18 protein-coding genes are annotated in these 20,102 nt (G+C 52.3%); 5 read left to right on the top strand and 13 right to left on the bottom strand.

Going from position 1 to position 20,102, the window contains the following annotated elements; genetic code table 11:
* Positions 1–3: 3 nt before the first annotated feature.
* The 7 genes from RJP21_RS02735 to RJP21_RS02705 all read right to left on the bottom strand — a co-directional run bounded on the left by RJP21_RS02735 (position 4) and on the right by RJP21_RS02705 (position 7,609).
* Positions 4–729: an ABC transporter permease gene (locus RJP21_RS02735; RefSeq protein WP_160038806.1), complete on the bottom strand. Its 726-nt coding sequence runs from the start codon at positions 727–729 to the stop codon at positions 4–6.
* Positions 726–1,589: an ABC transporter ATP-binding protein gene (locus tag RJP21_RS02730; RefSeq protein WP_310857988.1), complete on the bottom strand. Its 864-nt coding sequence runs from the start codon at positions 1,587–1,589 to the stop codon at positions 726–728. The genes RJP21_RS02735 and RJP21_RS02730 overlap by 4 nt, the downstream gene beginning before the upstream one ends.
* Positions 1,590–1,694: 105 nt before the next feature.
* A complete protein-coding gene (locus RJP21_RS02725; RefSeq protein WP_310857987.1) occupies positions 1,695–3,536 on the bottom strand; it encodes a YcaO-like family protein in 1,842 nt (613 codons plus the stop codon).
* Positions 3,533–4,630, bottom strand: a complete 1,098-nt coding sequence (locus tag RJP21_RS02720; protein ID WP_310857986.1) for a hypothetical protein — start codon at positions 4,628–4,630, stop codon at positions 3,533–3,535. The genes RJP21_RS02725 and RJP21_RS02720 overlap by 4 nt, the downstream gene beginning before the upstream one ends.
* 22 nt (positions 4,631–4,652) lie before the next feature.
* Positions 4,653–7,091, bottom strand: a complete 2,439-nt coding sequence (locus tag RJP21_RS02715) for a hypothetical protein (RefSeq protein WP_310857985.1) — start codon at positions 7,089–7,091, stop codon at positions 4,653–4,655.
* Positions 7,092–7,214: 123 nt separating this feature from the next.
* On the bottom strand, positions 7,215–7,385 hold the full coding sequence (locus RJP21_RS02710; RefSeq protein ID WP_081992076.1) for a thiazolylpeptide-type bacteriocin: 171 nt from the start codon (positions 7,383–7,385) through the stop codon (positions 7,215–7,217).
* Positions 7,386–7,438: 53 nt separating this feature from the next.
* Entirely contained in the window at positions 7,439–7,609 is a 171-nt protein-coding gene (locus tag RJP21_RS02705; protein WP_156124501.1) for a thiazolylpeptide-type bacteriocin, read from the bottom strand.
* 329 nt (positions 7,610–7,938) lie between these two features.
* Here RJP21_RS02705 and RJP21_RS02700 point away from each other — a divergent pair, with 329 nt between their 5' ends.
* Together RJP21_RS02700 and RJP21_RS02695 are read left to right on the top strand one after the other, a co-directional pair.
* Complete coding sequence (locus RJP21_RS02700; protein WP_310857984.1) at positions 7,939–8,517, top strand: DUF6609 family protein; 579 nt, start codon at positions 7,939–7,941, stop codon at positions 8,515–8,517.
* A 241-nt stretch (positions 8,518–8,758) separates the two neighbouring features.
* Entirely contained in the window at positions 8,759–9,100 is a 342-nt protein-coding gene (locus RJP21_RS02695; protein WP_310857983.1) for a hypothetical protein, read from the top strand.
* Here the strand turns inward: RJP21_RS02695 and RJP21_RS02690 are convergent.
* The 3 genes from RJP21_RS02690 to RJP21_RS02680 form a co-directional block, all read right to left on the bottom strand.
* Positions 9,087–9,257: a hypothetical protein gene (locus tag RJP21_RS02690; RefSeq protein ID WP_201452096.1), complete on the bottom strand. Its 171-nt coding sequence runs from the start codon at positions 9,255–9,257 to the stop codon at positions 9,087–9,089. The genes RJP21_RS02695 and RJP21_RS02690 overlap by 14 nt on opposite strands.
* 3 nt (positions 9,258–9,260) lie before the next feature.
* Complete coding sequence (locus RJP21_RS02685) at positions 9,261–9,635, bottom strand: hypothetical protein (RefSeq protein WP_160038822.1); 375 nt, start codon at positions 9,633–9,635, stop codon at positions 9,261–9,263.
* Between the two features lie 163 nt (positions 9,636–9,798).
* Positions 9,799–11,499 (bottom strand): DUF4127 family protein, encoded by a 1,701-nt coding sequence (locus RJP21_RS02680; protein WP_310857982.1) that lies wholly within the window; start codon positions 11,497–11,499, stop codon positions 9,799–9,801.
* A gap of 685 nt (positions 11,500–12,184) precedes the next feature.
* Between RJP21_RS02680 and RJP21_RS02675 the strand changes: the two genes are divergently transcribed.
* The 3 genes from RJP21_RS02675 (at position 12,185) to RJP21_RS02665 (ending at position 15,581) form a co-directional block, all read left to right on the top strand.
* The gene (locus tag RJP21_RS02675; protein WP_310857981.1) at positions 12,185–12,883 is read left to right on the top strand and encodes a collagen-like protein; all 699 of its coding nucleotides are present in this window, start codon (positions 12,185–12,187) and stop codon (positions 12,881–12,883) included.
* A 280-nt stretch (positions 12,884–13,163) separates the two neighbouring features.
* The gene (locus RJP21_RS02670) at positions 13,164–13,832 is read left to right on the top strand and encodes a M50 family metallopeptidase (RefSeq protein ID WP_310857980.1); all 669 of its coding nucleotides are present in this window, start codon (positions 13,164–13,166) and stop codon (positions 13,830–13,832) included.
* Positions 13,833–14,198: 366 nt separating this feature from the next.
* Positions 14,199–15,581 carry an Nramp family divalent metal transporter gene (locus tag RJP21_RS02665; RefSeq protein ID WP_310857979.1) on the top strand — a complete coding sequence of 461 codons (1,383 nt, stop codon included), beginning with the start codon at positions 14,199–14,201 and terminating at the stop codon, positions 15,579–15,581.
* A gap of 243 nt (positions 15,582–15,824) precedes the next feature.
* Here the strand turns inward: RJP21_RS02665 and RJP21_RS02660 are convergent, their stop codons facing one another.
* The 3 genes from RJP21_RS02660 to RJP21_RS02650 form a co-directional block, all read right to left on the bottom strand.
* A complete protein-coding gene (locus tag RJP21_RS02660; protein WP_310857978.1) occupies positions 15,825–16,721 on the bottom strand; it encodes an ROK family protein in 897 nt (298 codons plus the stop codon).
* A 176-nt stretch (positions 16,722–16,897) separates the two neighbouring features.
* Complete coding sequence (locus RJP21_RS02655; RefSeq protein ID WP_310857977.1) at positions 16,898–18,370, bottom strand: glycoside hydrolase family 32 protein; 1,473 nt, start codon at positions 18,368–18,370, stop codon at positions 16,898–16,900.
* Positions 18,371–18,475: 105 nt separating this feature from the next.
* Positions 18,476–20,074 (bottom strand): ABC transporter substrate-binding protein, encoded by a 1,599-nt coding sequence (locus RJP21_RS02650; RefSeq protein ID WP_310857976.1) that lies wholly within the window; start codon positions 20,072–20,074, stop codon positions 18,476–18,478.
* Positions 20,075–20,102 lie beyond the last annotated feature (28 nt).

Below are 20,102 nucleotides of genomic sequence, written 5' to 3'. Positions count from 1 at the left end.
CTGCTACCCCATTATCGCGCTTCTTTTATACCGGTACACGAACAACGTGACCACGAGCAGCGCCGCAATGTTAAGCGTCAGCATCCCGATGTCCTGCAGCGCGTTACCGCCGGCCGATATCGCTCCGACGGCCTTGTTCAAATAAAATCCGGGGAAAAACTTTTGAATATGGGCCATGAACTCCGGCATATGAAGTCCGAGATCGTTCGTCAGATTCATCGCCATAAATCCCATGTAGAGCGGGAAGGAGAGGGATTGAAGCGAAACGACATCCAGCAGAAATCCCAGGCTCAGCCCGATGAAAATATAGTAGAGGCTGGAGTAGACCGCAAGCAGCTCCATTTTCAGCAGCATTCCGTCGATGTTCAATCTGAAAACGGCAAGGCCGAATACAATAATGACGGCGGCGATCAACACGTTGAGCAGCAGCTGGACAAACGCCGTCACAAAAATGAATTTTCCCGGCGAATACGGCGTTACGGCATAGATGCTGCCAATGTAGGACTTTTCTTTGGCGACGCGCGTGCTAAGCGTGTTAAGGCCGCTCCCCGCCGTTCCGAACAACGTGCAAAATACGGCAAGATAAGTAATGTATTGCCCTTGGTCGCCTTCCGGCTTGGCAAAAGCATTCAAAACCACCAAAAACACCAGCGGCAGCACCAACGTAAAAAATACGAAACGTTTGTTGCGCAGCACCTTCAATATTTCATAACGAATGATCGTGATCATGCCTGTTTCACTCCTTCTTCCGGATTCAAATCATAAATTTCCCGGTAACAATCCCTGACTTCCTTCAGCCTTTCCTCAAACGTCATGCCCCGCTGCTGCAAATACGCGCAAAGCACGGAATGTTTATTCTTGTCGGTGACATACAGCTTGCGGTCTTCCATCAGGCCGCCGAATTGGCGCTGAAGATCCAGTGCTTCCTCTGCCGTCTCCAGATAAACGACGATCACCTTTTGGGTGTTCAAATCCTCTTTGCGCACATCGGCGATAATCTCGCCGTTCTTCAGGAAAATAAACCGGCGGCAATAGTCGTTCAACTCGTCGAGATGATGGGAGGTTACGAAAATCGACTTGCCCTGCTCCTGAATTTCCCGGATTTTATTCCAGAACATCCGGGAGGCCGTCACATCCATCCCTACCGTCGGTTCGTCCAGGAACAGCAGCTTGGGATCCGCCGCAAGCGAAAGTGCAAAAGACAGTCTCCGTTTCTGGCCGCCGGAAAGGTTTTGAACCATCGAGCGCGCTTCTTTGACAAGATCGCCGGCCTCGAGCAGGACATGGGTGCTTACGTTTGATTTGCTGTAGCTTTTGTGCAATTCGATCACTTCCCTGACCCGCAAATGATCCGGAAACAAATCGTGCTGAAGCATGACGCCGACATCTTTCCGCGTATTAAAGTTCCGTATGATCTCGCCGCCATCAATCGATGTAAGGCCTAATACCGAACGGATCATCGTCGTTTTTCCGGCTCCATTCGGTCCGATCAGCGCGATGCTCTCCCCTTCGTCGATCCCGAAGCTTACTCCGGACAATACCAGCTTTTCCTTAAAGCGCTTTTCAACCTGGTTAAATTTCAACAGCATCAACAATCTCCTTCTTCCCTTTAAAATTTGGCCTGCGTTAAATATGCCATGTCTCTGTTTCGGGCTTCGTACGAGGAGTTTAGAACCTTTTTAAGCCCTTTCCTTTTAAGGAAAAGGATGAGGCGCATGCTGAATGTCTCCCGGCGTAACGCCCCAGAATCGGGCAGCTTGTTCCAGCCGCTTCCGGCTTAACATCCGATGTTCCTCTCCAAACCAGAGCTGCTGCAAATGGGGGATCAGCACTTTGACGACCTCCAGGCCCAGATGCGTATATCCCTCCGGCGTCTGGCGAACCAAAATGACGTCGCCGAAAATGGCTTTCAGCCGGTCAAGGAGCCCCGAAGTTTCGCTGGCCATATCAATGGCGGTGTATCTGAGATTTTCGTAATAATCTGCAAAGCGTTCCATGAGATCCACATTGCCGCCTCCGAACAAAAAGTCGAAATGATGCCTTTCTTCCGGCAAGAAGTAAAGGATCGGGTGATCTTCGACTTCCCGAACGCCCTGCTGCTGGATGCGTTTGGCCTTCTCACGGATGACGCCGGTATGCGTGTCGTAAAATTCAAGGGCGAGCAGCATTTCCTCGAGCGCGTTTTGAATGGCTTTCTCCGGATCGGGATGCGCCGCGGACGTCGAATAAGCCGCAAACTTATCCGGCGTCCTGCCGAAGCAAAGCGCCCAGATGACCGGGATTCCGGTATCCATGGTGATGTCGAACAACCTCACATCGTAGTCCAGTTGCTCCAGCCTTCCGCACATGTAACGGGCCTTGCCGTTCGTAACGGATTCCGGTCGAATTTCCGGGGGCGCATGCCGTAAATACCAATGATTCAGAAAAGCATCGCGCTCTATCAATTCGAGGCACGCATAATACACGCTATCTAGAAGGCCGGTACCCAACGCGTTGCCGTTGGAGTTCCCTTTATAAACTCGCAGCGCGCCGCCCGAATAATTCTGATCCATTTTGTAGTAAGCCAAGCTTTCGGGAATATGCGTTAGCGCTTTTGAGCTCCAGGAATAGGCTGGGATCCATGGCAAATCGCCATTTTCGTCAAAGGGAACCAGACTCTCGCTTGAACCTGCAACATCCCTGATAAAGATACGGGGATCCGTCACATGCCCAGACTGCCGCATGGCGTTAAAACTGGCGCAGGTAACCGTTCGCTCCCGGCCTCGCGGATGCATGCCCGCATACCTTTCGAGCGCTTCAAACAAAGACTTGCGCTCGCTTGCCCGATAGTCCGTTGTACTTCCGATCCCCATTCCATATTTTTCTTCCCTATTTACCCGGAAAAAGGTGGAGACCGAAAAGAAGGATCGCGTATTCCGGTCTTTATAAACGATAAAATTCGAGTCGGTATTATCCGTCCTGAATACATCGCTCGGAATTGAAGCCCCCTCCTTGCGGTAGCTGTCTCCATACGGGTAAACCGCCTTCTCCCTAAAAGCCGCCGCAAACGCTTCGGCGTCATCCGGCTTCCCGCCTTCCGAGCAATTGGAGCATCGTTCCGCCGGCCAAAAGGTTAGCCGTTTCAACAACCCGTTTCCGTTCATCCGGTAATAGTCCAGCAGCCCCGGCTGCCTGCGCTTGCGGAGCAGCATGCCGAAGCATTCCATCACGAGATCCTCGGGTACCTGCAGGTCCCCGACCAGCCTGCTGGGCGCCCCTTCAAGCCGATATTCATGCTCCCGAAGATTGAAAGCCCTTCTTTTCAGGAAGCAGGAAGGACAGCCTATTTCTTCACGGCAAAAAACCGGCCCGACGATGCATTCATGCGCGTCCACGTGCAGCAAGGCGAATTTCGGAAGCTTCCGTTCCAAATATCCGTTTGCTTCCGGACGGTCGCCGTACGTGATCAAGCAGGGCAGCCGTTCCCCCTCAACCTCCAAAAGCGTCCATTGTTCTCGCCGGTTCAATACCTCGTTCAACGCGTGCGTTGCGATCATGAATCGTCACCTCCCCCCAATAAAGCAAACCCGTATTTGCGGGAAAACCCGTCTTCATATCGAAAAAGAGGAAGCTCGCCATTCTGCCGGTCCCGTGTATGAAAGCCCTCCGCCAGCCTATTTGCATCCCTAAAGGATCCTGCATTAGCCTCCGTGGATCCTCCCTTCCCACGAAGTCTGTTCCATAACCGGAACAAGGCATCCTCCAGATCCTCTCCGAAGGCCCGCAAAAGAACTCCGCCGTTTTTCCATTCAACGCCGTATACCGGCATCAAGCCTTCAATGACTCTGTAACTCATGGCAGGCGGGAATAACACGGGCCCAGGCATCCAAAACGAAAATTGTCCGGGATCGAATATCCGCTGCTCTGTTTCTACCCCGTCAATCAATCCGTAACGGTTGATATGATTCAGATAAGCGGCGCGAACGGTTAATCCGGGAGAAAGCGTGCGGTAGCTGCAATAATGGGTAAGCATGTATGCATACATATCCTCCAGCACCCGGCGTTTGCTCGGGCCGTCAAATCTGCGGACTCGATCTCCGAAATCCGCTGTTAACGTCCAGTACGTTTCGAAATCGATATCTATTTGCCGCACCCGCTCCTGAACCAATTCCTGTTCAAGCACGCTTTCATCGCGTGTTTCTTCTCCCAGCATCAGAAGTCGGCTTCGGACCCGCGGGCAGCACTCCGCATGAGCGGTTTCGGGCAGCGGAGCAATGGCCACAAGACCGTCAGCATCCATCGTAATGATGCGATCTCCTTCCCATAACTTCGTTTCAAACAGCTTGGGAAGAGGAAACCTTTTCAAGGAAGACACCGGATATTGCCGCCCAAGACAGCTCATGCACACCCCTTCGGCGAAAATGATCCGGTCTCCCAACTCGTAACGTTCCATCGGCAACAGTTCCTCCGTCTCCCCCAGCAGGCTGCGAACGCGGGCCACCCACTCCGCTTCCTGAGGGTTCGGATCAGGCTTCGCAAAAAGATGGACGATATCGTCATAACTGGCAGCTGCAAGGCTGATCATCCGGCTGCGTCCGAGCAATTCAACCCTTTCAGGGCCGCCAATGATCCGTATTGGACTTTTGTCCACCGCCTCTTCCTCCTTTCCGGCATTACATTTCGTACACATATTCAGCCGCATAATCCGTCTCATACGGATCCGGCAGCGCTTCTTCAAACACAACGGCGATTTCCCCATATTGCTGCCGGCTCCGCTGGATATGCTTCAGCATTTCGATAAAATAGAGCGGCTCTTCCGCATCAAAAAAAATCGGCTTGTGAATGGCCGTCGCCCCATATTTGATATGGAGCTTTCCTTCGCGGACTGGAAAAAGCCTGACGAAAGAACGGAGCGGAATGCCATGGGACTCAAGAAGCTCATGGAAAGAGCCGTATCCTTCAAAGTCGAAGGTCAGACTTGAGAAAAGGCTGGAGTGCAATATGTTTCTGCGGCGCTGCAAAATAAGATCCCCGAAGCTGATTCTTCCCAGCCTCCTGCTCTCCCCGAGGGAAATCTCGTTATACTCGAATCCAATTCCGTTTAAAAAGCCCGATTGACTTAGAAGGGCAATATTCCTGTAATCTTGCGGAAGATATGCCGGCGCAAGGCTGCCCGTATAAAGCGCGATCCCCCGAACATCTCCGGCTCGCAGCTCAAACCGGTTCATGTCCGCATTCCACTCCAATGTGCAGCTGTTTAAGGCAATCAAACGGGATGTTTCCGAATGCCTCCATTCCTCCGGGGCGTGTATTTCTTCAGTCAAGGAATACATTTCCGTAAAATCGTTCGTGTTCGGGTTAAATCCGCAGGACGGCGAATACGTCAGCAGCACCGCCTCACCGCATCCCAAAGCGGATCTTATTTTATGGAGCACTTGCTCATGGCGCCCCGGGTCATGATAGATGGAATACGCCAGGTAACCGTTTTTGCAATCATTGACGACGTATTTCCCATTCATCGCCGGCTGAATTAATAGCTGCAGCGTCCGCTGCGGCTTGATGCCGAGCTCCTCAAGCTGCGCTTTAAGATCCATAAGCTCATCTTCCCCGATATGCACGTCCTCGCCGTTTTCAGCCGGTTTGATCCGTTCCCGATAAACATCTTTCAAATCTTCAAGGCCGGTTACCTGGGGCGATGCGGCAAATACTGTATTTCGGCTGGTCCGGCGCAAAGCTACCTCTTTTTCGTACATGCCGGCGTATTCCGAAAGGGACTGGCGAAGCGACTCATAGGAAGCAGGGAGCCTTTCCTTAAGCAATTCTTTCATAAACAGCCTGAACTTTAACCTGTGATCGAATAAGGGAAGAATATCTGCCCATTTGTCGATCGTTCTTCTGGCGGGAACCTGAATCTCATCGGAGCCCGCAGGAATATAGCTGTCTTCATGAAACAGATCCAAGGGACGTTTTCCTTTCCACAACACCGCATCGCAGCATGCTGCCGCATGCTTCTGCGCGGAATGGATCAGCGACTCCCGTATATGAAGATCCGTGGCGTTTTCCATCCGGGTAGCAATGAGATGCAATGCCTCCAGATGTCTGACGAAACCGTCGACTCTCCCGGAAACGTTCCGGAAAGAAGACGCTTCGTCAATCAGGGCGGTTAAGGTAAGGGTGTCCGCCTTGCGCTCCAGCACATTTCGAAGATATCCGGCTGCCAACAGCTTCGTGGTCCGGCTTTCAACCCAATCCGTTCCGACGCCCAAGCGGGAGGCGAGTTCCTCCCATGTAACGATGCTGCCGGAAGGGAGATTTCGCAGACGGGATTCCTTTAATGCGAATCGCCGTTTGTCACGTTGGTATAGACCCGGCCGGACTTCTATAGGCTCCCCGGCGCCGACGGTCCAAACCGCTTCTCCAACCGGATCGGCTTCATATTTGACTCGAAAACGGCTTGCCCGGACTACTTCCGGCAGCAGAAGAAAATAATCAAACCATGCAAGCAATATCCACTGGGCCAAACGGATCCGGCTGGTCGATGCCCGGGCACCCGGCCTGCCGATGGAGGTAAACGTGGATAACGGGGCGGTTTTGGCAAATGAACGCATCATAATCTTCCAAACCTTTCCTGTTTTTTTCGGGCTATAGGAATTGTTCAACGAACAATACATTTCAAAGTTGGTGAACAGCAATGCATTTTGTACGTTTGACTGCTCCCGGAACAGCTCATAAAGCTCTTCCGCTTGCCTTTTATATTCTTTTTCAAATTGTTCCCGCAAAAGATCCTCACCCCGCTGAAGTTCCTGTCCACGGATTAGATGGGACCGGATGCTTTCCAACAGAACCGGATCAACGAATTCAAGCTTGGGGATCTTTTCGAACTGTATCTTGCCTCTTTTCATCCCCTGCTGGAGGCGTATGTATGCAATTCTGGCTCCCGGCTCACGTTCAATGAATCCGGATAATTGTTGGCGCAGCTCCTGCTGCTGCGTTGCAAAGGCCGAGCGCTCTTCGCGATAGTTGGCGAATCGAAGGTAGAAATGATCCTTCAGGCGCTGAATAGAATGTGAAGACAAATGATTTTGGCGGATGAATACGTGGGGCTCCGTCACCAATGCTCCTCCTCCGGAAAATCCCTTGGATGAAGCGGCCGCTACCGCCCCATCCAAGGTTTTTGAATCCATCTTAGGAAAGTAAGTCTTGCGCAAGCGTATGATTTGCTCCGCTGAATGTGCTCAAGCACAGGAAGAAGAGCAGGAAGAACAGGAAGAGGATCCGCAGGTGGAGTGGCTGCCGCTGCCGCTCGAAGCCGCAGTGGAAGGGATCGCTTCCGCTTGATCAAGCTCGATCAGCTCCAGATCGAGATTTTCCAGTTCTTTGTTCAGTTCCTTGTTCAATTGGTTCATGTTTTACATCTCCTTTAAAATTTTTAATGAGTTCGATCCGATTCGCTTCAAGCTTATGCACAAGATGAAGAGCAAGAGGAGCAGGACGAAGATCCGCAGGTGGAGCTGCTGCCGCTTCCACTCGATGCTGCAGTGGAAGGGATCGCTTCCGCTTGATCAAGCTCGATCAGCTCCAGGTCGAGATTTTCCAGTTCTTTGTTCAATTCCATGTTCAGGTCGCTCATGACGTTCACCTCCTTTTTACGACGATTGGGTACGGGGCAAGTTAACGTTCAAGCAGTTTCCCAAAGGAATGTCTCCCTTCAAAAGTTCTTGGTGCATTTGTTAATTGCTTCCTGTAAACAGACTAACACAGCTTTTATCCGGCTTCACCGAATACGTGTTGAGGGTTCTCCACAATTGTCTTGCGGCTGGTTTTGCGGAGCCGGTTACGGTCGTTACGAGTGGCCGCAAGGGGCAAAAGAATCAGGATTTTTAGGTTTATGGGCAGGGTTTCAAGCTGAATATCCTGGTCTATAATGGTTACTGAACCAGTTGTTAGGGAGGGAAACAAGTGATAGAAAAGGCTTTATCGGGGGGATTATGGAACAAATCGAACTTTTTGAACAAAAGAGTTTGCGGGCTATGGCTGATCTGGGTCGCTGTGGTCATTTTCGCCGGGCTGATGGCGGGAGGAAAGCAGCTGATCATGATGCCCGTTTTTTCTTTCGGCTATGTCATCGGGATATTCGGCATTCTGGCCAACAAATCGTTAAGCCGCAAATTGTCGTACGGAAGACCGACGAAAGGGCAAAACCGGATGCTTTTATTTTCGATCATCCTCATGTTTGTATTGATGGTGCTGATCGGCGGGCCGCATTTCGCGGATGAAAACTACCGGCTCATATGGCTTGGTGCGTTTCTTGCTATAGGCATTCATTTTATCCCGATGGCTTGGGTTCACGGTCCTTCGATGTTCGTGCTCGCCGTGCTGCTGATCGCGGATGCGCTGCTTGGCATGCTGGATTCGAGCCTAAACTTCCGGCTGATTGCGTATATCGATATCGGCGTCAAGCTTCTGTTCGGCATTTACCTTCTATTGACCGGAAAACCGTTGAAAAAAGCGCAGACTGAAACGCCTTTAAGCCATTAAGCGATCGCCACAGCTGTCGGAATCGATCGCCGCTTAAATAAACAGGGATTCGACCTCCATATCGGAGGGCTCGAATCCCTTATTTTGCGTGGAGCAGAATCATTCCTTTTGGGCCGAAAAACAAAGCGAGACGCCTATGAAACGCGCCCCGTATTCCAATCTATAGAAAAACACTCTTAACATAGGAACATATGTTTGGTATAATTTGAAAACGAAGGAGCTTTAGCTTGAGGATTGGATAATGAACTACAAGAAACGGGGTGGATTGGGCTTGACGACGATCATTCAAAAAATGAATCCGGAAACGGGTCTCTCCGAGTTGAGATGCCGGCTGCCCAAACAAATGAGACAAGCGGTAACGGATCTGATCGAGGCCGATTCCGGATCGGAGTATTTCTATAAGCTGCTAACGGATCACGCTCAGATTCAGCTTTTGCTGATCGAACATAACCCTCAAGAACATTATACCGAGTGCCACTGCTTTGCGACGGATATGGGCGACCCGGGGTATGCTTATGAAAGCCTTCCGCTTTTCAGCATCCGTATGTTTGCCGAAATGGCGGGCAGGCTTAATCTTGCTTAGACTCTTGCAAGGACTTTACGCGGATATATTCTTCCTCGATCGTCTTGGAGAGGAGTTCGGTTGCGGTCATGTTCAATTTTTTAGCCGTGTCCGCCAGCATTTGTTTAATATAGACGGGAACGTCATAGTGAAATTTGACTTTGTTTCCGTAAGCCATCGTTCAGCCTTCCTTCCCGAACACGCTTTGGTGTTTTCTTTCAATCAGGCGAATCAGAAGCTGCGTTGCGGACATATCCTGCAGTTCCGCGGCTTCGATCAGCTTTTCTTTGATTTCGGGCTGGAATTCGTAAGGGAGCTTCAGCTTCGGCTCGCTTAAATGCCCGTTCATGCCCTTTTCGATCTCAATCGCGTCCCGAACCAGGTTTTCCAGGCTGTCCTGCGGCCCGGGCTGCCGTCCGTATTTGACCAATACCCGCAGCAGGTAGGCCCGTAATGCGGCCTGATCTTCATCGTCAATGTGAATCCGCATTTTTCCGTCCGGAAAATCGATCCGGCAATCGATCGCGTATCCGAATAAGTTCAGCGTATATTTCATGCCACGTCCCCCTTCTCACCGTTTTGATTATAGTATGCTTTGTATCGTTACGCAATATGAGCCGCTTCTAGCGAATCTATCATTCGCCAAAAGAGCAGCCCGTTATGGAAAACGGACTGCTCTCTTTTGAAGATTTATACTATATGAAAGGAGAATAAGTGCTTCATGATTGCACCGTGACGCTTGGACGAAGGGTTATTTCAAAGGCGCGGCCCCAAATAAATCCCGGATTTTCGTAAGCCAACGCCGCTCCGTTGTATGTCGAACAAGTCCAGCCGCCGGGGCGTTTGATCTGCCGGATCGCCTGCGAGGCGCATGGCAGAAACGCATTTCTTTGCGAAAGTGCTTCCGTGTTTGTCTGCATCCGGTCCCGAAGCAGCTTGACGATCGCCTCGTAATCCTCCGGCGAGTTAAACAAAAGCATATTCTGGTCGGCATACGGAACGTTGGCAAACAGGGTATGCGCCCTGGAATAGGTTCGTACTTCAGCAATCGTCAACTTTTTGTAATAGTAATCCTTCAGGAAACGTTTGAACAACAGCGATCCATGCGCGTCTACGGCGGTATCCAGGGCATGCGGGCGCCGTTCCGTCACCAGGAAGGCATGCCTGGAATGGGCCATGCCGAGCGCCATCCCGATTTTGTTCCCTGCCGTGTTCCAGCCGCTGTACCCTAACAGCAGCCCTGTCGACGCTTGATCCAGCAATGCTTGGGTGACGGTTTCATCCGCTGCGCCGCCGCCGACGAAGTCGATGACGACGGTAAGCTGCCGCTTGCGCGCATTGGCTGCGGCATGGTCTGCAGCTTCCGCTGCCCGATCCGCCCCCGTCACGGCAACGATTTCCACGTCGCAAGGCCCGGAATCGACAAAACGTCCGCCGATCAGATTCACGTGATACCGGATATTATCATGCACGCTCATATACTCATAAGGATTGATGATTGTCGAACCGTCCGGCCCGAAATACCGAACGCCGTAACGCGGTTTGGAGCTGCACTGGTGCAAATGGCTTGCCATACGTCCCATCAACGAATAGCCGAGCCCGTCCGCATCCGGAAGAAGGATGACACGGTCCGGATTCTGGCCGTCCGAGCCGTTCAGGTGCCGATCCACGTAATCTTCCAGGAAGGCGATTTCGTTCGCCTGCACGCCTTGTGTATACGAGTCGTCGACGCCTACGGCAAGAAAATCGATCGCGCCGGTGCGGACCAGCTGGTCCAGTATATAGTAATTCGTTTTGAATTTATGGCGGCGGGCATTGTAATACTGCTCTTTGTCAAAATGGACCGGAGTGCCGAAATGGGTGCCGTCGGGCTTGATGTCGTATCCGTCCAAAATCGCTTCAAACTCCGAAGCTTCGGCCCGCGGCTGCTGCGCAAACGCCCGCGCCTCGTCGTACGCGCTTTGCGTCAATCCCTCGACGAATACCGTCGTGGCAAGCCTCATAATCGTGTCGAGCACAAATACGGGCTTATGGGGACAAGTTTGCTTGATTTCCCGGATGACGTCCAGCAGCCCGGTGGTATCCGGATCATAGTTCGGATAGGCGCCGCCGCCGTCGGCGCGGAAACGCCTGCTGCCGATCAGCCCTCCGTAAGCCAGCATATCGGATGAGATAATGAATCCGTCGGCCGACCGGATATGGTCCCGGATAAACTGCCGGATATGTCCGGTGTTTCCGAACACCGGCGCATACGTTCTAACGAGCGTGTTCCCTTCGGAATCGGCCTCGGTATCGAGCCGGTTTTTGACGTCGTTGGCATCCGGAATAATGACATGAATCCCGGCTGCTTTTGCCTGCATAACAACATCATCGAGGTTGCATGGACGATCATCGAGCGGCACATACAGAACTTTTTTCATAAATACATCTCCTTTTCGTTTCACAATAATATATGACGTCACGTAACGCTATATGAGTGATTAAAAAAATCAATCCTTTCCTGTATCGATACAACGGCCATTCACGGGATTCACTTTCGGATATCCGGATATCCATGACGACTTCCCGCTAAACCGAAGGGAGCATCCTCGCGGGATTCCTTCGTTGAAAACCATGGTAACATGTTACGTAACGATACGCAATATATTTTTGGTAAAATCTATCGATTATTTTTTCAAAAGGAAAGCGCAATAGGTCTGCGTGCCTTTCCTCAGGCCTAAAGCTATGGCAAGTCATCTAAAGAAAATTTTCGGCCACGCCCGGAATGAAGCCCATTAATATTTGGGCAAAAGCCTAAACGGCGGCTCCGACAGCTGCAAGCTTGTCCTAGTAGACGATTTTCCCGTACCATAAGCCCGTTTTCCCGAAATATGGTCGTAAGTCTACCAAACGATAGTTATCCGTCCATGCCAAAATGAGAGTAGACCCGTATGCTGTAGACAAATCTACAGGAGGTGCATATCATTGCATTGTGCAGAAAAGCGCTGCAAAGGCAGAATCAAAACGGTTGTACACCCCCACCATCGTTGCCATCACCATAAGAAAAAGAAACAAGTTGTCGTTAAAAAAATAGTAAAAGTAAACTGTCCTCCTCCCGAAGTTAATGTGACAGCCCCTCAAGGGCCACAGGGACCTCAAGGACCGCAGGGACCACAAGGGCTTCCGGGAGCACAAGGGCTTCCGGGACCACAAGGTATTCCAGGAGCGCAAGGGCTTCCGGGAGCGCAAGGTCCTCAAGGCCTTCCAGGGGCACAAGGCCCTGAAGGACCTCAGGGACCTCAAGGACCCGCAGGGCCCCAAGGCATCCCCGGCCCTCAAGGACCCCAAGGACCTGCCGGACCTGCCGGAGGCATCGCATCGTTCGCGTTTTTGTGCAGCACCGTCGATCAAAACGTCGCAGCGGCCCCTACCCCCGGCGGACAGGGCGGAGCCGTCACCTTCAACAACTCGTTAATTCACGGAACGGCAGTTTCCTTTACTGCCCCTTCAACGCTCAATATTCTGGAGACCGGAACCTATAAAATCAGCTGGGAAGTGTTCCCGACCCCGGGAAACAACGCCTTCGGGCTGTTCTTTGATCCGGATGCCGCCGGACCGCTCCCCGCTACGCTCGTTCCATGCAGCAACTATGGCACCAACGCAGGAAACCAACCTTATCCGGGTCAGGTCGTTGCCCAGTTGACGGCTGGAGGCACCCTGACGCTGAACCGGATCGATAACATGGGGAATTTGATTCTCGAAAGTACTATTGGCGGGGGAACGCCTGTCGTAAGCGCCTCGATCGTAATTGAAAGATTGGCGTAGCCCTAAGTTTCATTTCATCGAAGCTCAAATTGCGATTTTATAAAATATGAGATGTTTCAGTATATGCACGGGAAGCCGCACCTTGACACTAAAGGAGCGGTTTCTTGGCTTTTGACGAATGTATATTTCATTTTTTGGTACGGTTTTCTGCAGCGAGACGCAACCTACGCACGGAATCTCGCTTCTTTCATGATTGATTCTGGAATTTCCCGGCGCCGGCATGTAAGATAGAAACAAATCGTACAGAAATGAGGGAACGGCCATTCAAGCTTGGTTAAAAATGATCGCGGTCGTCGTGCTGACCGGCATTTTAACGCGTTTTCTCCCGTTTTCGGCATTTTTCCGCAACGTGGACACCCTGATTCACGAGCTGTCGCATGCGCTGGTGACGCTCGCATTATCGGGCAGGGTCAACGTCATCCACTTGTACAGCAACCAGGGCGGAGTGACCCTCTCTACCTTTTCGAGCAATTGGATGGCGATTCCGATCTCGCTTGCCGGATATGTCGGTTCGGCGCTGTTTGCGGTACTGCTGTTTTACCTTTATGCCAAACGAAATGAACGGGCCGGACTGCTTACGGTCATGATTCTTGCCATTGTCGCGGCGGCATTGTTCGTCCGCAACGGCTACGGGCTCCTTTGGTGCGTCGGCTTTGCCGTCTTAAGCGGTCTCGTGGCTTTCATGGCTCCGCCTTTGCTGCAAAAATGCTATTATTTGCTCATCGCTTTCATCTGCCTGGTCGAATCCGTGATCAGCCCGTTCGTCATTTTGGTCCTGTCGGTTACACGTCCCGCTTCCGCCGGAGATGCGGCCAACTTGGCCCAAGCGACGCATGTTCCGGCCGTCATCTGGTGCCTCGTCTTTATTGCGGTTACCCTATGGTGCGCCAAGCTGTCGACGTCGCTCTTGTTTAAACGGGGCTTCGGCTCCGGCGCGGCCAAGATCTGAAAGTGGATATTCTATCATTGCAAAAAAAACCGGAAAGCCCTTCTCGCTTAGCGGGAAAGAAGCCTTCCGGTTTTTTTATTTTTTTGGCGGAAGACGAGCTGCTTCTCAGCATGGCTTCCGACTTTTTCATTCAACGAACGCCTTACTCGAAAAAGCTGGAAGCCCCGCTGTACGCAGCGTTTTACTGAATTTTTCTAACCGCGGCTTCTCCTATATCTTCAAAACTTGTACTGAAACAATTAATTTTTATATATCAAATTATATTTGCCATTGACAAAAAAGTTTACCTGATGCAAAATAGCGTTGTAAGAAGCAAAATGTCCGGATCATGAATAACTAATATTATGAATGATAGAAGGGATGAATATGGAAAACTTAACTGCAGTCCAAAAAACAGCGAAACAAAAGCAGCATAACGTGTTTACTTCTACCAACGGTTTGAGCCTTGCAGAAATAAACAATACCGTTTCGCTCCCGAAAAACGCGGGATTTTGGAAAAAACTCGCCGCTTATAGCGGTCCCGGCGCTTTGGTCGCCGTCGGTTATATGGATCCGGGAAACTGGATCACCTCCATCCAAGGCGGGTCGCAATTCGGATATACGCTGCTCAGCATTATCCTGCTCTCAAGCCTCATCGCCATGCTGCTGCAAAGTATGTGCGCCAAGCTGGGCATCGTGACCGGAATGGATTTGGCCCAAGCAACGCGCCAAGCGACCAGCAAACCCGTTGCCGTCGTCTTATGGATTTTAACCGAGCTCGCCATTATGGCTACCGATATCGCCGAAGTCATCGGAGGCGCGGTAGCGCTGCAGCTGTTGTTTAAAATTCCGCTGCTGGTCGGCGTGCTGATTACAACTTTGGACGTACTGCTGCTTCTGCTGCTGGCGAAAGTCGGCTTCCGCAAAATCGAAGCCATCGTCGCGACGCTGATTGCAACGATTTTTATCGTATTTTTGTACGAGGTGCTTTTGTCGAACCCTAGCATCGGACCGTTGCTGCAAGGATTTATCCCAAGCCCGGAAATCGCGACCAACAACGGCATGCTGCTGATCGCGCTCGGGATCGTCGGGGCGACCGTCATGCCGCATAACCTGTATTTGCACTCATCGATCGTCCAATCGCGGCAGTTTGCACGGACGCCCGAAGGCAAAAAGGAAGCCGTCCGTTTTGCGACCATCGATTCCAACATCCAGCTGAGCATCGCGTTTGTGATCAACTGCCTGCTGCTGGTGCTGGGAGCGGCCATGTTTTTCGGTTCTACCAGCGATTTGGGCCGGTTCACCGACTTGTACAACGCGCTTGCCGATAACGCGATCGTCGGCGCCATCGCCAGTCCCCTGCTCAGCACGCTGTTTGCCGTAGCGCTGCTGGCATCGGGCCAAAACTCGACCATAACGGGCACCTTGTCCGGCCAGATTGTTATGGAAGGTTTTATCCGAATGAAAATGCCTTCCTGGCTGCGCCGGATGATTACGCGGCTCCTCGCCGTCATTCCCGTCATCATCTGCGTCATCCTGTACGGCGGACGGGAAAATGCGGTGGAACATCTACTCCTTTATACGCAAGTATTCCTGAGCGTTCAACTCCCGTTTGCCATCATCCCGCTGACCATTTTCACCAGCGACAAAAAAATGATGGGGGAATTCGCAAACCGGGCATGGGTCAAATATTTGTCCTGGACCATCGCGATCGTCCTGACGATCTTGAACGTGTTCTTGATCTACGGCACGTTTGCCGGTATCGAATGAGCCGCTTTCGGCTCGTAAACGGCATCCGCCCCGGAAAAATCCGGGGCGGATGTTTTGTTTTTTTCATAGAAACGATTTCGAATAAAGGCGGCAATCTCTCGTGCATACTAACATCATTGTAGCGCTGCTTCCGAACCTATCGTCCAGCTTTGGCGGGACTCCCCGTTTTTCATTTGCCCAAGCGGTGTACCGCCCCCCGGAACTTTGCCGTTGCGGACGGAGATGATAGTTACCGTTCCCACATTATGCCATCAAGCTCGGCCTTGTCTTCTGTAACGCCCGCCATCCAAGCGCCAAGGCGCCACGCAATCCGGCTTCGTTTCCAAGGCCTGGAGGCACGATATATTCACCGATTCCCCCAAGCACTTCTTCGGCCTGCACGTAACTGTTCAGATTCCGCTTTACTTCCTCCCGGATCAACGGAAACAGCTGGTGCTGCTGCATCACGCCTCCGCCCAGAATAACCTTCTGCGGCGAGTGCGTCAGGATCGCTCCGGCGACAGCCTGGGCAATGTAATGCGCTTCAATCGGCCAGGCCGGATGGTCCGACGGCAGCAGATGCCCCTTCGCCTTCCAGCGAGCTTCAATCGCGGGTCCCGCTGCCATCCCTTCCAAACAATCGCCGTGGAATGGGCAGACTCCCGGAAAATCATCCTCCGGGTGGCGTCGAATCAGCACATGCCCGCCTTCCGGATGAACCAGCCCGTGGACGAGCCGTTCCTCGGTATATACGCCCATACCCACTCCCGTGCCAATCGTGTAATAAATACAGCTATCGAGGCCTTTCGCTGCGCCGTATAGAACCTCGCCCAAAGCGGCGGCATTGACGTCGGTGTCCCAGCCGAATGGGACGGCGAAGCGGCTTTGCAGCTCTCCGAGCAGAGGATAATGCGCCCAGCCCGGTTTGGGCGTTGTCGTGATGCAGCCGTACGTCGGGCTGTCAGGGCGGAGGTCGATCGGGCCAAACGAACCGATGCCGATCGCTTCTACCCGCGCATCCATAAAGTAGGAAACCACTTTGGGCATCGTCACGTCCGGATGTTTGGTCGCAAAGCTGATGCTTTCTTCGATGTTTCCATCCTCGTTTCCGATCCCGCAGACGAATTTCGTACCGCCGGCCTCAATTGCTCCAATTCGCATATCAAACTTCCCCTTACATTTGATTCTTCCATTTGAAAATTTGCAGTTTCGTCAAAAAGTCCGGCAACTGGCCGCATAATACACGGATAACGGGAAGACGGAACCGATTGCTTCAAAAGCAGCCGCAAGAACGATCCGACCCCTGGCGTTTTTTCGACATCGTTAAGTATAAGGAACTAGACGGATAAATCGTAAATATGGAGCGCGTTGATGGTAAGCCCTTCTTCAGTGTCAACGGTCATGCCCATGGACGTATCGTCGGGATAAATCAAATCGGTCAGCACGACCTGGCCCCCGCCTGCAAACACTTCGACGGAAGATCTGTCAATGAAGATGCGCAGCTTTAATAATCCGGAAGTATCCTTCAAAACAGCGGAATGTCTGCCCGCGAATGCCGGATGGAAATCAGCCATGCCGGATCGGGTGCGGTCCACATACACCTCCTTGGCGATTGCATCGTAGCCGATGACCGTCTCCTCGCTTGTTCCGGTTCTTACTTTAAAGGCAATTCTCCCTTGACTCGAATCTGACAAGCCTATTAGGGCATCGATTTCGAAGCTCTCCATCCGCAGGCCGGATAACTGCTTCGCAGCGGCAGCCGCATCCACGCTTTTCAAGGAAACGACCGGCTTGCGGTACGCCTCCAGCTCACGGGCCGGCTGCTGAACCAAAGCTGCCTCGCCGTCAATCTCCCGAAGCCGAAGCTCCCGGACGATGGTCATCGCTCCCCTCCAGCCGTCCGTCGGCGTCAGGTTGGCATATTTCCAGTTGCTCATCCAGCCGATAAACAGACGTCTGCCGTCCTCTGCCGGAATATCCGACCAGCTGACGCCGGCGTAATTGTCCCGTCCGTAATCAACCCATCTGATGGTCTTCCGTGAACAAACATCCGGAATAAACCGCTCCCCATCAAAATCCCCGATAAAATACTGCGTTCTGGAGCCTTCCATGAAATCGGGGTGGTCACCGATGCTCACCAGCATAACCCACCGGGTTTGCCCGTCGGTCCCTTCGACCGGAAGCGGGAACAAATCCGGGCATTCCCACACGCCGCCATGGAAGCCGATCCCCTCCCCGAACTCGCTGGAAAGCGTCCACTCCTTCAAGTTCGGCGAACGATACAAGCACACCGATTGGCCGCAGGCAACGATCATCACCCACTGCGCCGACGACTCATGCCAGAACACCTTCGGATCGCGGAAATCGATAACGGCATCATGCCGCAGCACCGGGTTCCCTTCATATTTCGTCCATGTTTGCCCCTCGTCTGTGCTATAAGCAATGCTTTGGTACTGTACCGGGGGCTGCGAGCCTTCCCCTTCTACGTGATGCGTAAAAATCGCGACAAGCCCCGGCTCATCCCCGAAAAAACCGGTGGTATTGTTCCAGTCGACAACCGCGCTGCCCGAAAAAATCATGCCGTGTTCGTCCGGTGCCAAGGCGACGGGAAGCTCCTCCCACGTTACGAGGTCCTTGCTGATCGCATGCCCCCAGTGCATCGGCCCCCAGGTGGTTCCGAACGGGTGATGCTGGTAAAACAAATGGTAGGTGCCTTTAAAATAAACCATGCCGTTCGGGTCGTTCATCCAGTTTTCCTTCGGGGAAAAATGATAAACGCCGCGGCGGTTTTGCTTTGCGATTGTAGACATCTGCTAAACCCCTTCGTTATCGTAATCATTGCCGAGACAGCGCCGCCTGAAAACAGCGCTGCCCAGCCTTTTACTTTTTATATCCTGGAACTCCGATTTATGCGTTTATTTTGCATTCCGGTCATAACCCGCCTGCTTGATTTTCAGCCATTCCTGCAGCCCGAGCCGATCCAACTCCTTCAAGTAAGCATCCCATTCCCGGTCGATCTTCCCGTTCTGGTACCACTCGGTCCGCTTACGCTCCACATAGGGGAACAAATCCGCTTGAATGGTCGACAGCCGATCCAAATCTTCAAGGGAAAAGAATACGTTCGGGTATGTGTTTTCCGCTTTCATATGCGGCACCATCACGTCTTTGAGCAGCTTCAACCGCCAAGCGGCGTCGTCCGGCATTGTCGTGTACTTGCCGTAATACTCGTCCAAAATGGCCAACGGACCGGCTATGCTCGTTTTTTGCCGAAGCTCCACCGGAGCCGTGCCCTGAAGCGGCAAATGCTTTAGCATTCCTTTCGCTTCATCGAATTCGAAAATGTTTTGCTGGGTTGTATCCCCGTAAGTCCCCCAGTTGTCCTGCACGGACTGCAGCGGATCGTAAAGCTGGTCCACCCATTTGGCGGTCTCCTCTAAATGTTTGTTGCTGCTTGTAATGACCATCCGTCCGCGGTCCAAACCGATCCCGTTCGTTCTCGCCACGTTGACTTCCCCGCTCGGGCCGGCCAGCGGCGGCATCAGGTCATACGCATCGTTCGCCCCGGTAATGTTGGCTTTATCCCACGTAAAATACAAACCGTAACGGTGGTCCTTGCCCTTTGCGAGATACGTGTTCCAATCCTGCTGGAACGATTCGATGTCGACCAACCCTTCCTGATACAGCTCATGAATGTACTTGATCGCCTCTTTATAGCCTTCCTGCGCCGCTGTGAACACCACCTTCCCGTCATTCATTACGACGGTGTGGTCCCAGTTCTCTCCAAGCCCGAAGGAGCCGTACAGGAATGCCAGATCTTCGCCGCCCGGCTTATTAATGAAGGATAACGGAATTTCGTCCGCTTTCCCGTTGCCGTTCGGATCCTGCGTTTTGAAGGCGATCAGCACTTTTTTCAGCTCTTCAGTCGTTTTGGGCATTTCAAGCCCCAGCTTTTTCAGCCATTCGACGTTGATCCAAGGAAGATCGTCCACCGACTGGATTCGCTCTTTGCCGGAGCCGAGTTCTTCAATCCACGGGAAGGAATAGATATGCCCGTCCGGAGCGGTGATCATTTTTTTGTATTCCGGCGCTTGTTCAAGCACTTTTTTGAAATTCGGCATATGCTGCTCGATCAGGTCGTCGAGCGGAATGATGATGCCGTCCTTCGCCAGCTTCAGCAAATCGTAATCACCGTAGCCTGCATCGAAAATCGCGTCGGGCAAATCGCCGCTGGCCACGGCCAAGTTTCTCTTTTCGACAAATACGTCGTTTGTGTAGTTTTTCCAATTGATATGGATGCCCGTTTTTTCTTCCAGCCGTTTGTTGATCAGCTTGTCGTTCGGGTCGGCCGGAGCGAGCGCCGAACTCTGCGTCAGGAAGTTAAGCGTCACCTTGCCGCCTTCCGATTCTTTCGCTTCCCCGCCGCCTCCGCCGCAGCCCGAGAGAAGCAGCAGCGCTGCCAGCGCGGAAAGGGACAGAGTTTGGGTCATGGCTTTCTTTCTTTTTAGCTCTTTCATCTTTATGACCTCCATAATGTAAGAATGG

This window comes from Paenibacillus sp. VCA1, from assembly GCF_031583795.1.
GTDB classification, from domain to species: domain Bacteria; phylum Bacillota; class Bacilli; order Paenibacillales; family Paenibacillaceae; genus Paenibacillus_AQ; species Paenibacillus_AQ albilobatus.
This window is presented reverse-complemented; position numbering and strand designations above follow the sequence as displayed.

What these genes read in the sequence shown, in the direction of transcription:
- RJP21_RS02735 (WP_160038806.1), bottom strand. Translation starts at nt 729, where the DNA reads ATGATCACGATCATTCGTTATGAAATATTGAAGGTGCTGCGCAACAAA.
- RJP21_RS02730 (WP_310857988.1), bottom strand. Translation starts at nt 1,589, where the DNA reads ATGCTGTTGAAATTTAACCAGGTTGAAAAGCGCTTTAAGGAAAAGCTG.
- RJP21_RS02725 (WP_310857987.1), bottom strand. Translation starts at nt 3,536, where the DNA reads ATGATCGCAACGCACGCGTTGAACGAGGTATTGAACCGGCGAGAACAA.
- RJP21_RS02710 (WP_081992076.1), bottom strand. Translation starts at nt 7,385, where the DNA reads ATGAACCAATTGAACAAGGAACTGAACAAAGAACTGGAAAATCTCGAT.
- RJP21_RS02705 (WP_156124501.1), bottom strand. Translation starts at nt 7,609, where the DNA reads ATGAGCGACCTGAACATGGAATTGAACAAAGAACTGGAAAATCTCGAC.
- RJP21_RS02695 (WP_310857983.1), top strand. Translation starts at nt 8,759, where the DNA reads ATGAACTACAAGAAACGGGGTGGATTGGGCTTGACGACGATCATTCAA.
- RJP21_RS02690 (WP_201452096.1), bottom strand. Translation starts at nt 9,257, where the DNA reads ATGGCTTACGGAAACAAAGTCAAATTTCACTATGACGTTCCCGTCTAT.
- RJP21_RS02685 (WP_160038822.1), bottom strand. Translation starts at nt 9,635, where the DNA reads ATGAAATATACGCTGAACTTATTCGGATACGCGATCGATTGCCGGATC.
- RJP21_RS02680 (WP_310857982.1), bottom strand. Translation starts at nt 11,499, where the DNA reads ATGAAAAAAGTTCTGTATGTGCCGCTCGATGATCGTCCATGCAACCTC.
- RJP21_RS02670 (WP_310857980.1), top strand. Translation starts at nt 13,164, where the DNA reads ATGATCGCGGTCGTCGTGCTGACCGGCATTTTAACGCGTTTTCTCCCG.
- RJP21_RS02665 (WP_310857979.1), top strand. Translation starts at nt 14,199, where the DNA reads ATGGAAAACTTAACTGCAGTCCAAAAAACAGCGAAACAAAAGCAGCAT.
- RJP21_RS02660 (WP_310857978.1), bottom strand. Translation starts at nt 16,721, where the DNA reads ATGCGAATTGGAGCAATTGAGGCCGGCGGTACGAAATTCGTCTGCGGG.
- RJP21_RS02655 (WP_310857977.1), bottom strand. Translation starts at nt 18,370, where the DNA reads ATGTCTACAATCGCAAAGCAAAACCGCCGCGGCGTTTATCATTTTTCC.
- RJP21_RS02650 (WP_310857976.1), bottom strand. Translation starts at nt 20,074, where the DNA reads ATGAAAGAGCTAAAAAGAAAGAAAGCCATGACCCAAACTCTGTCCCTT.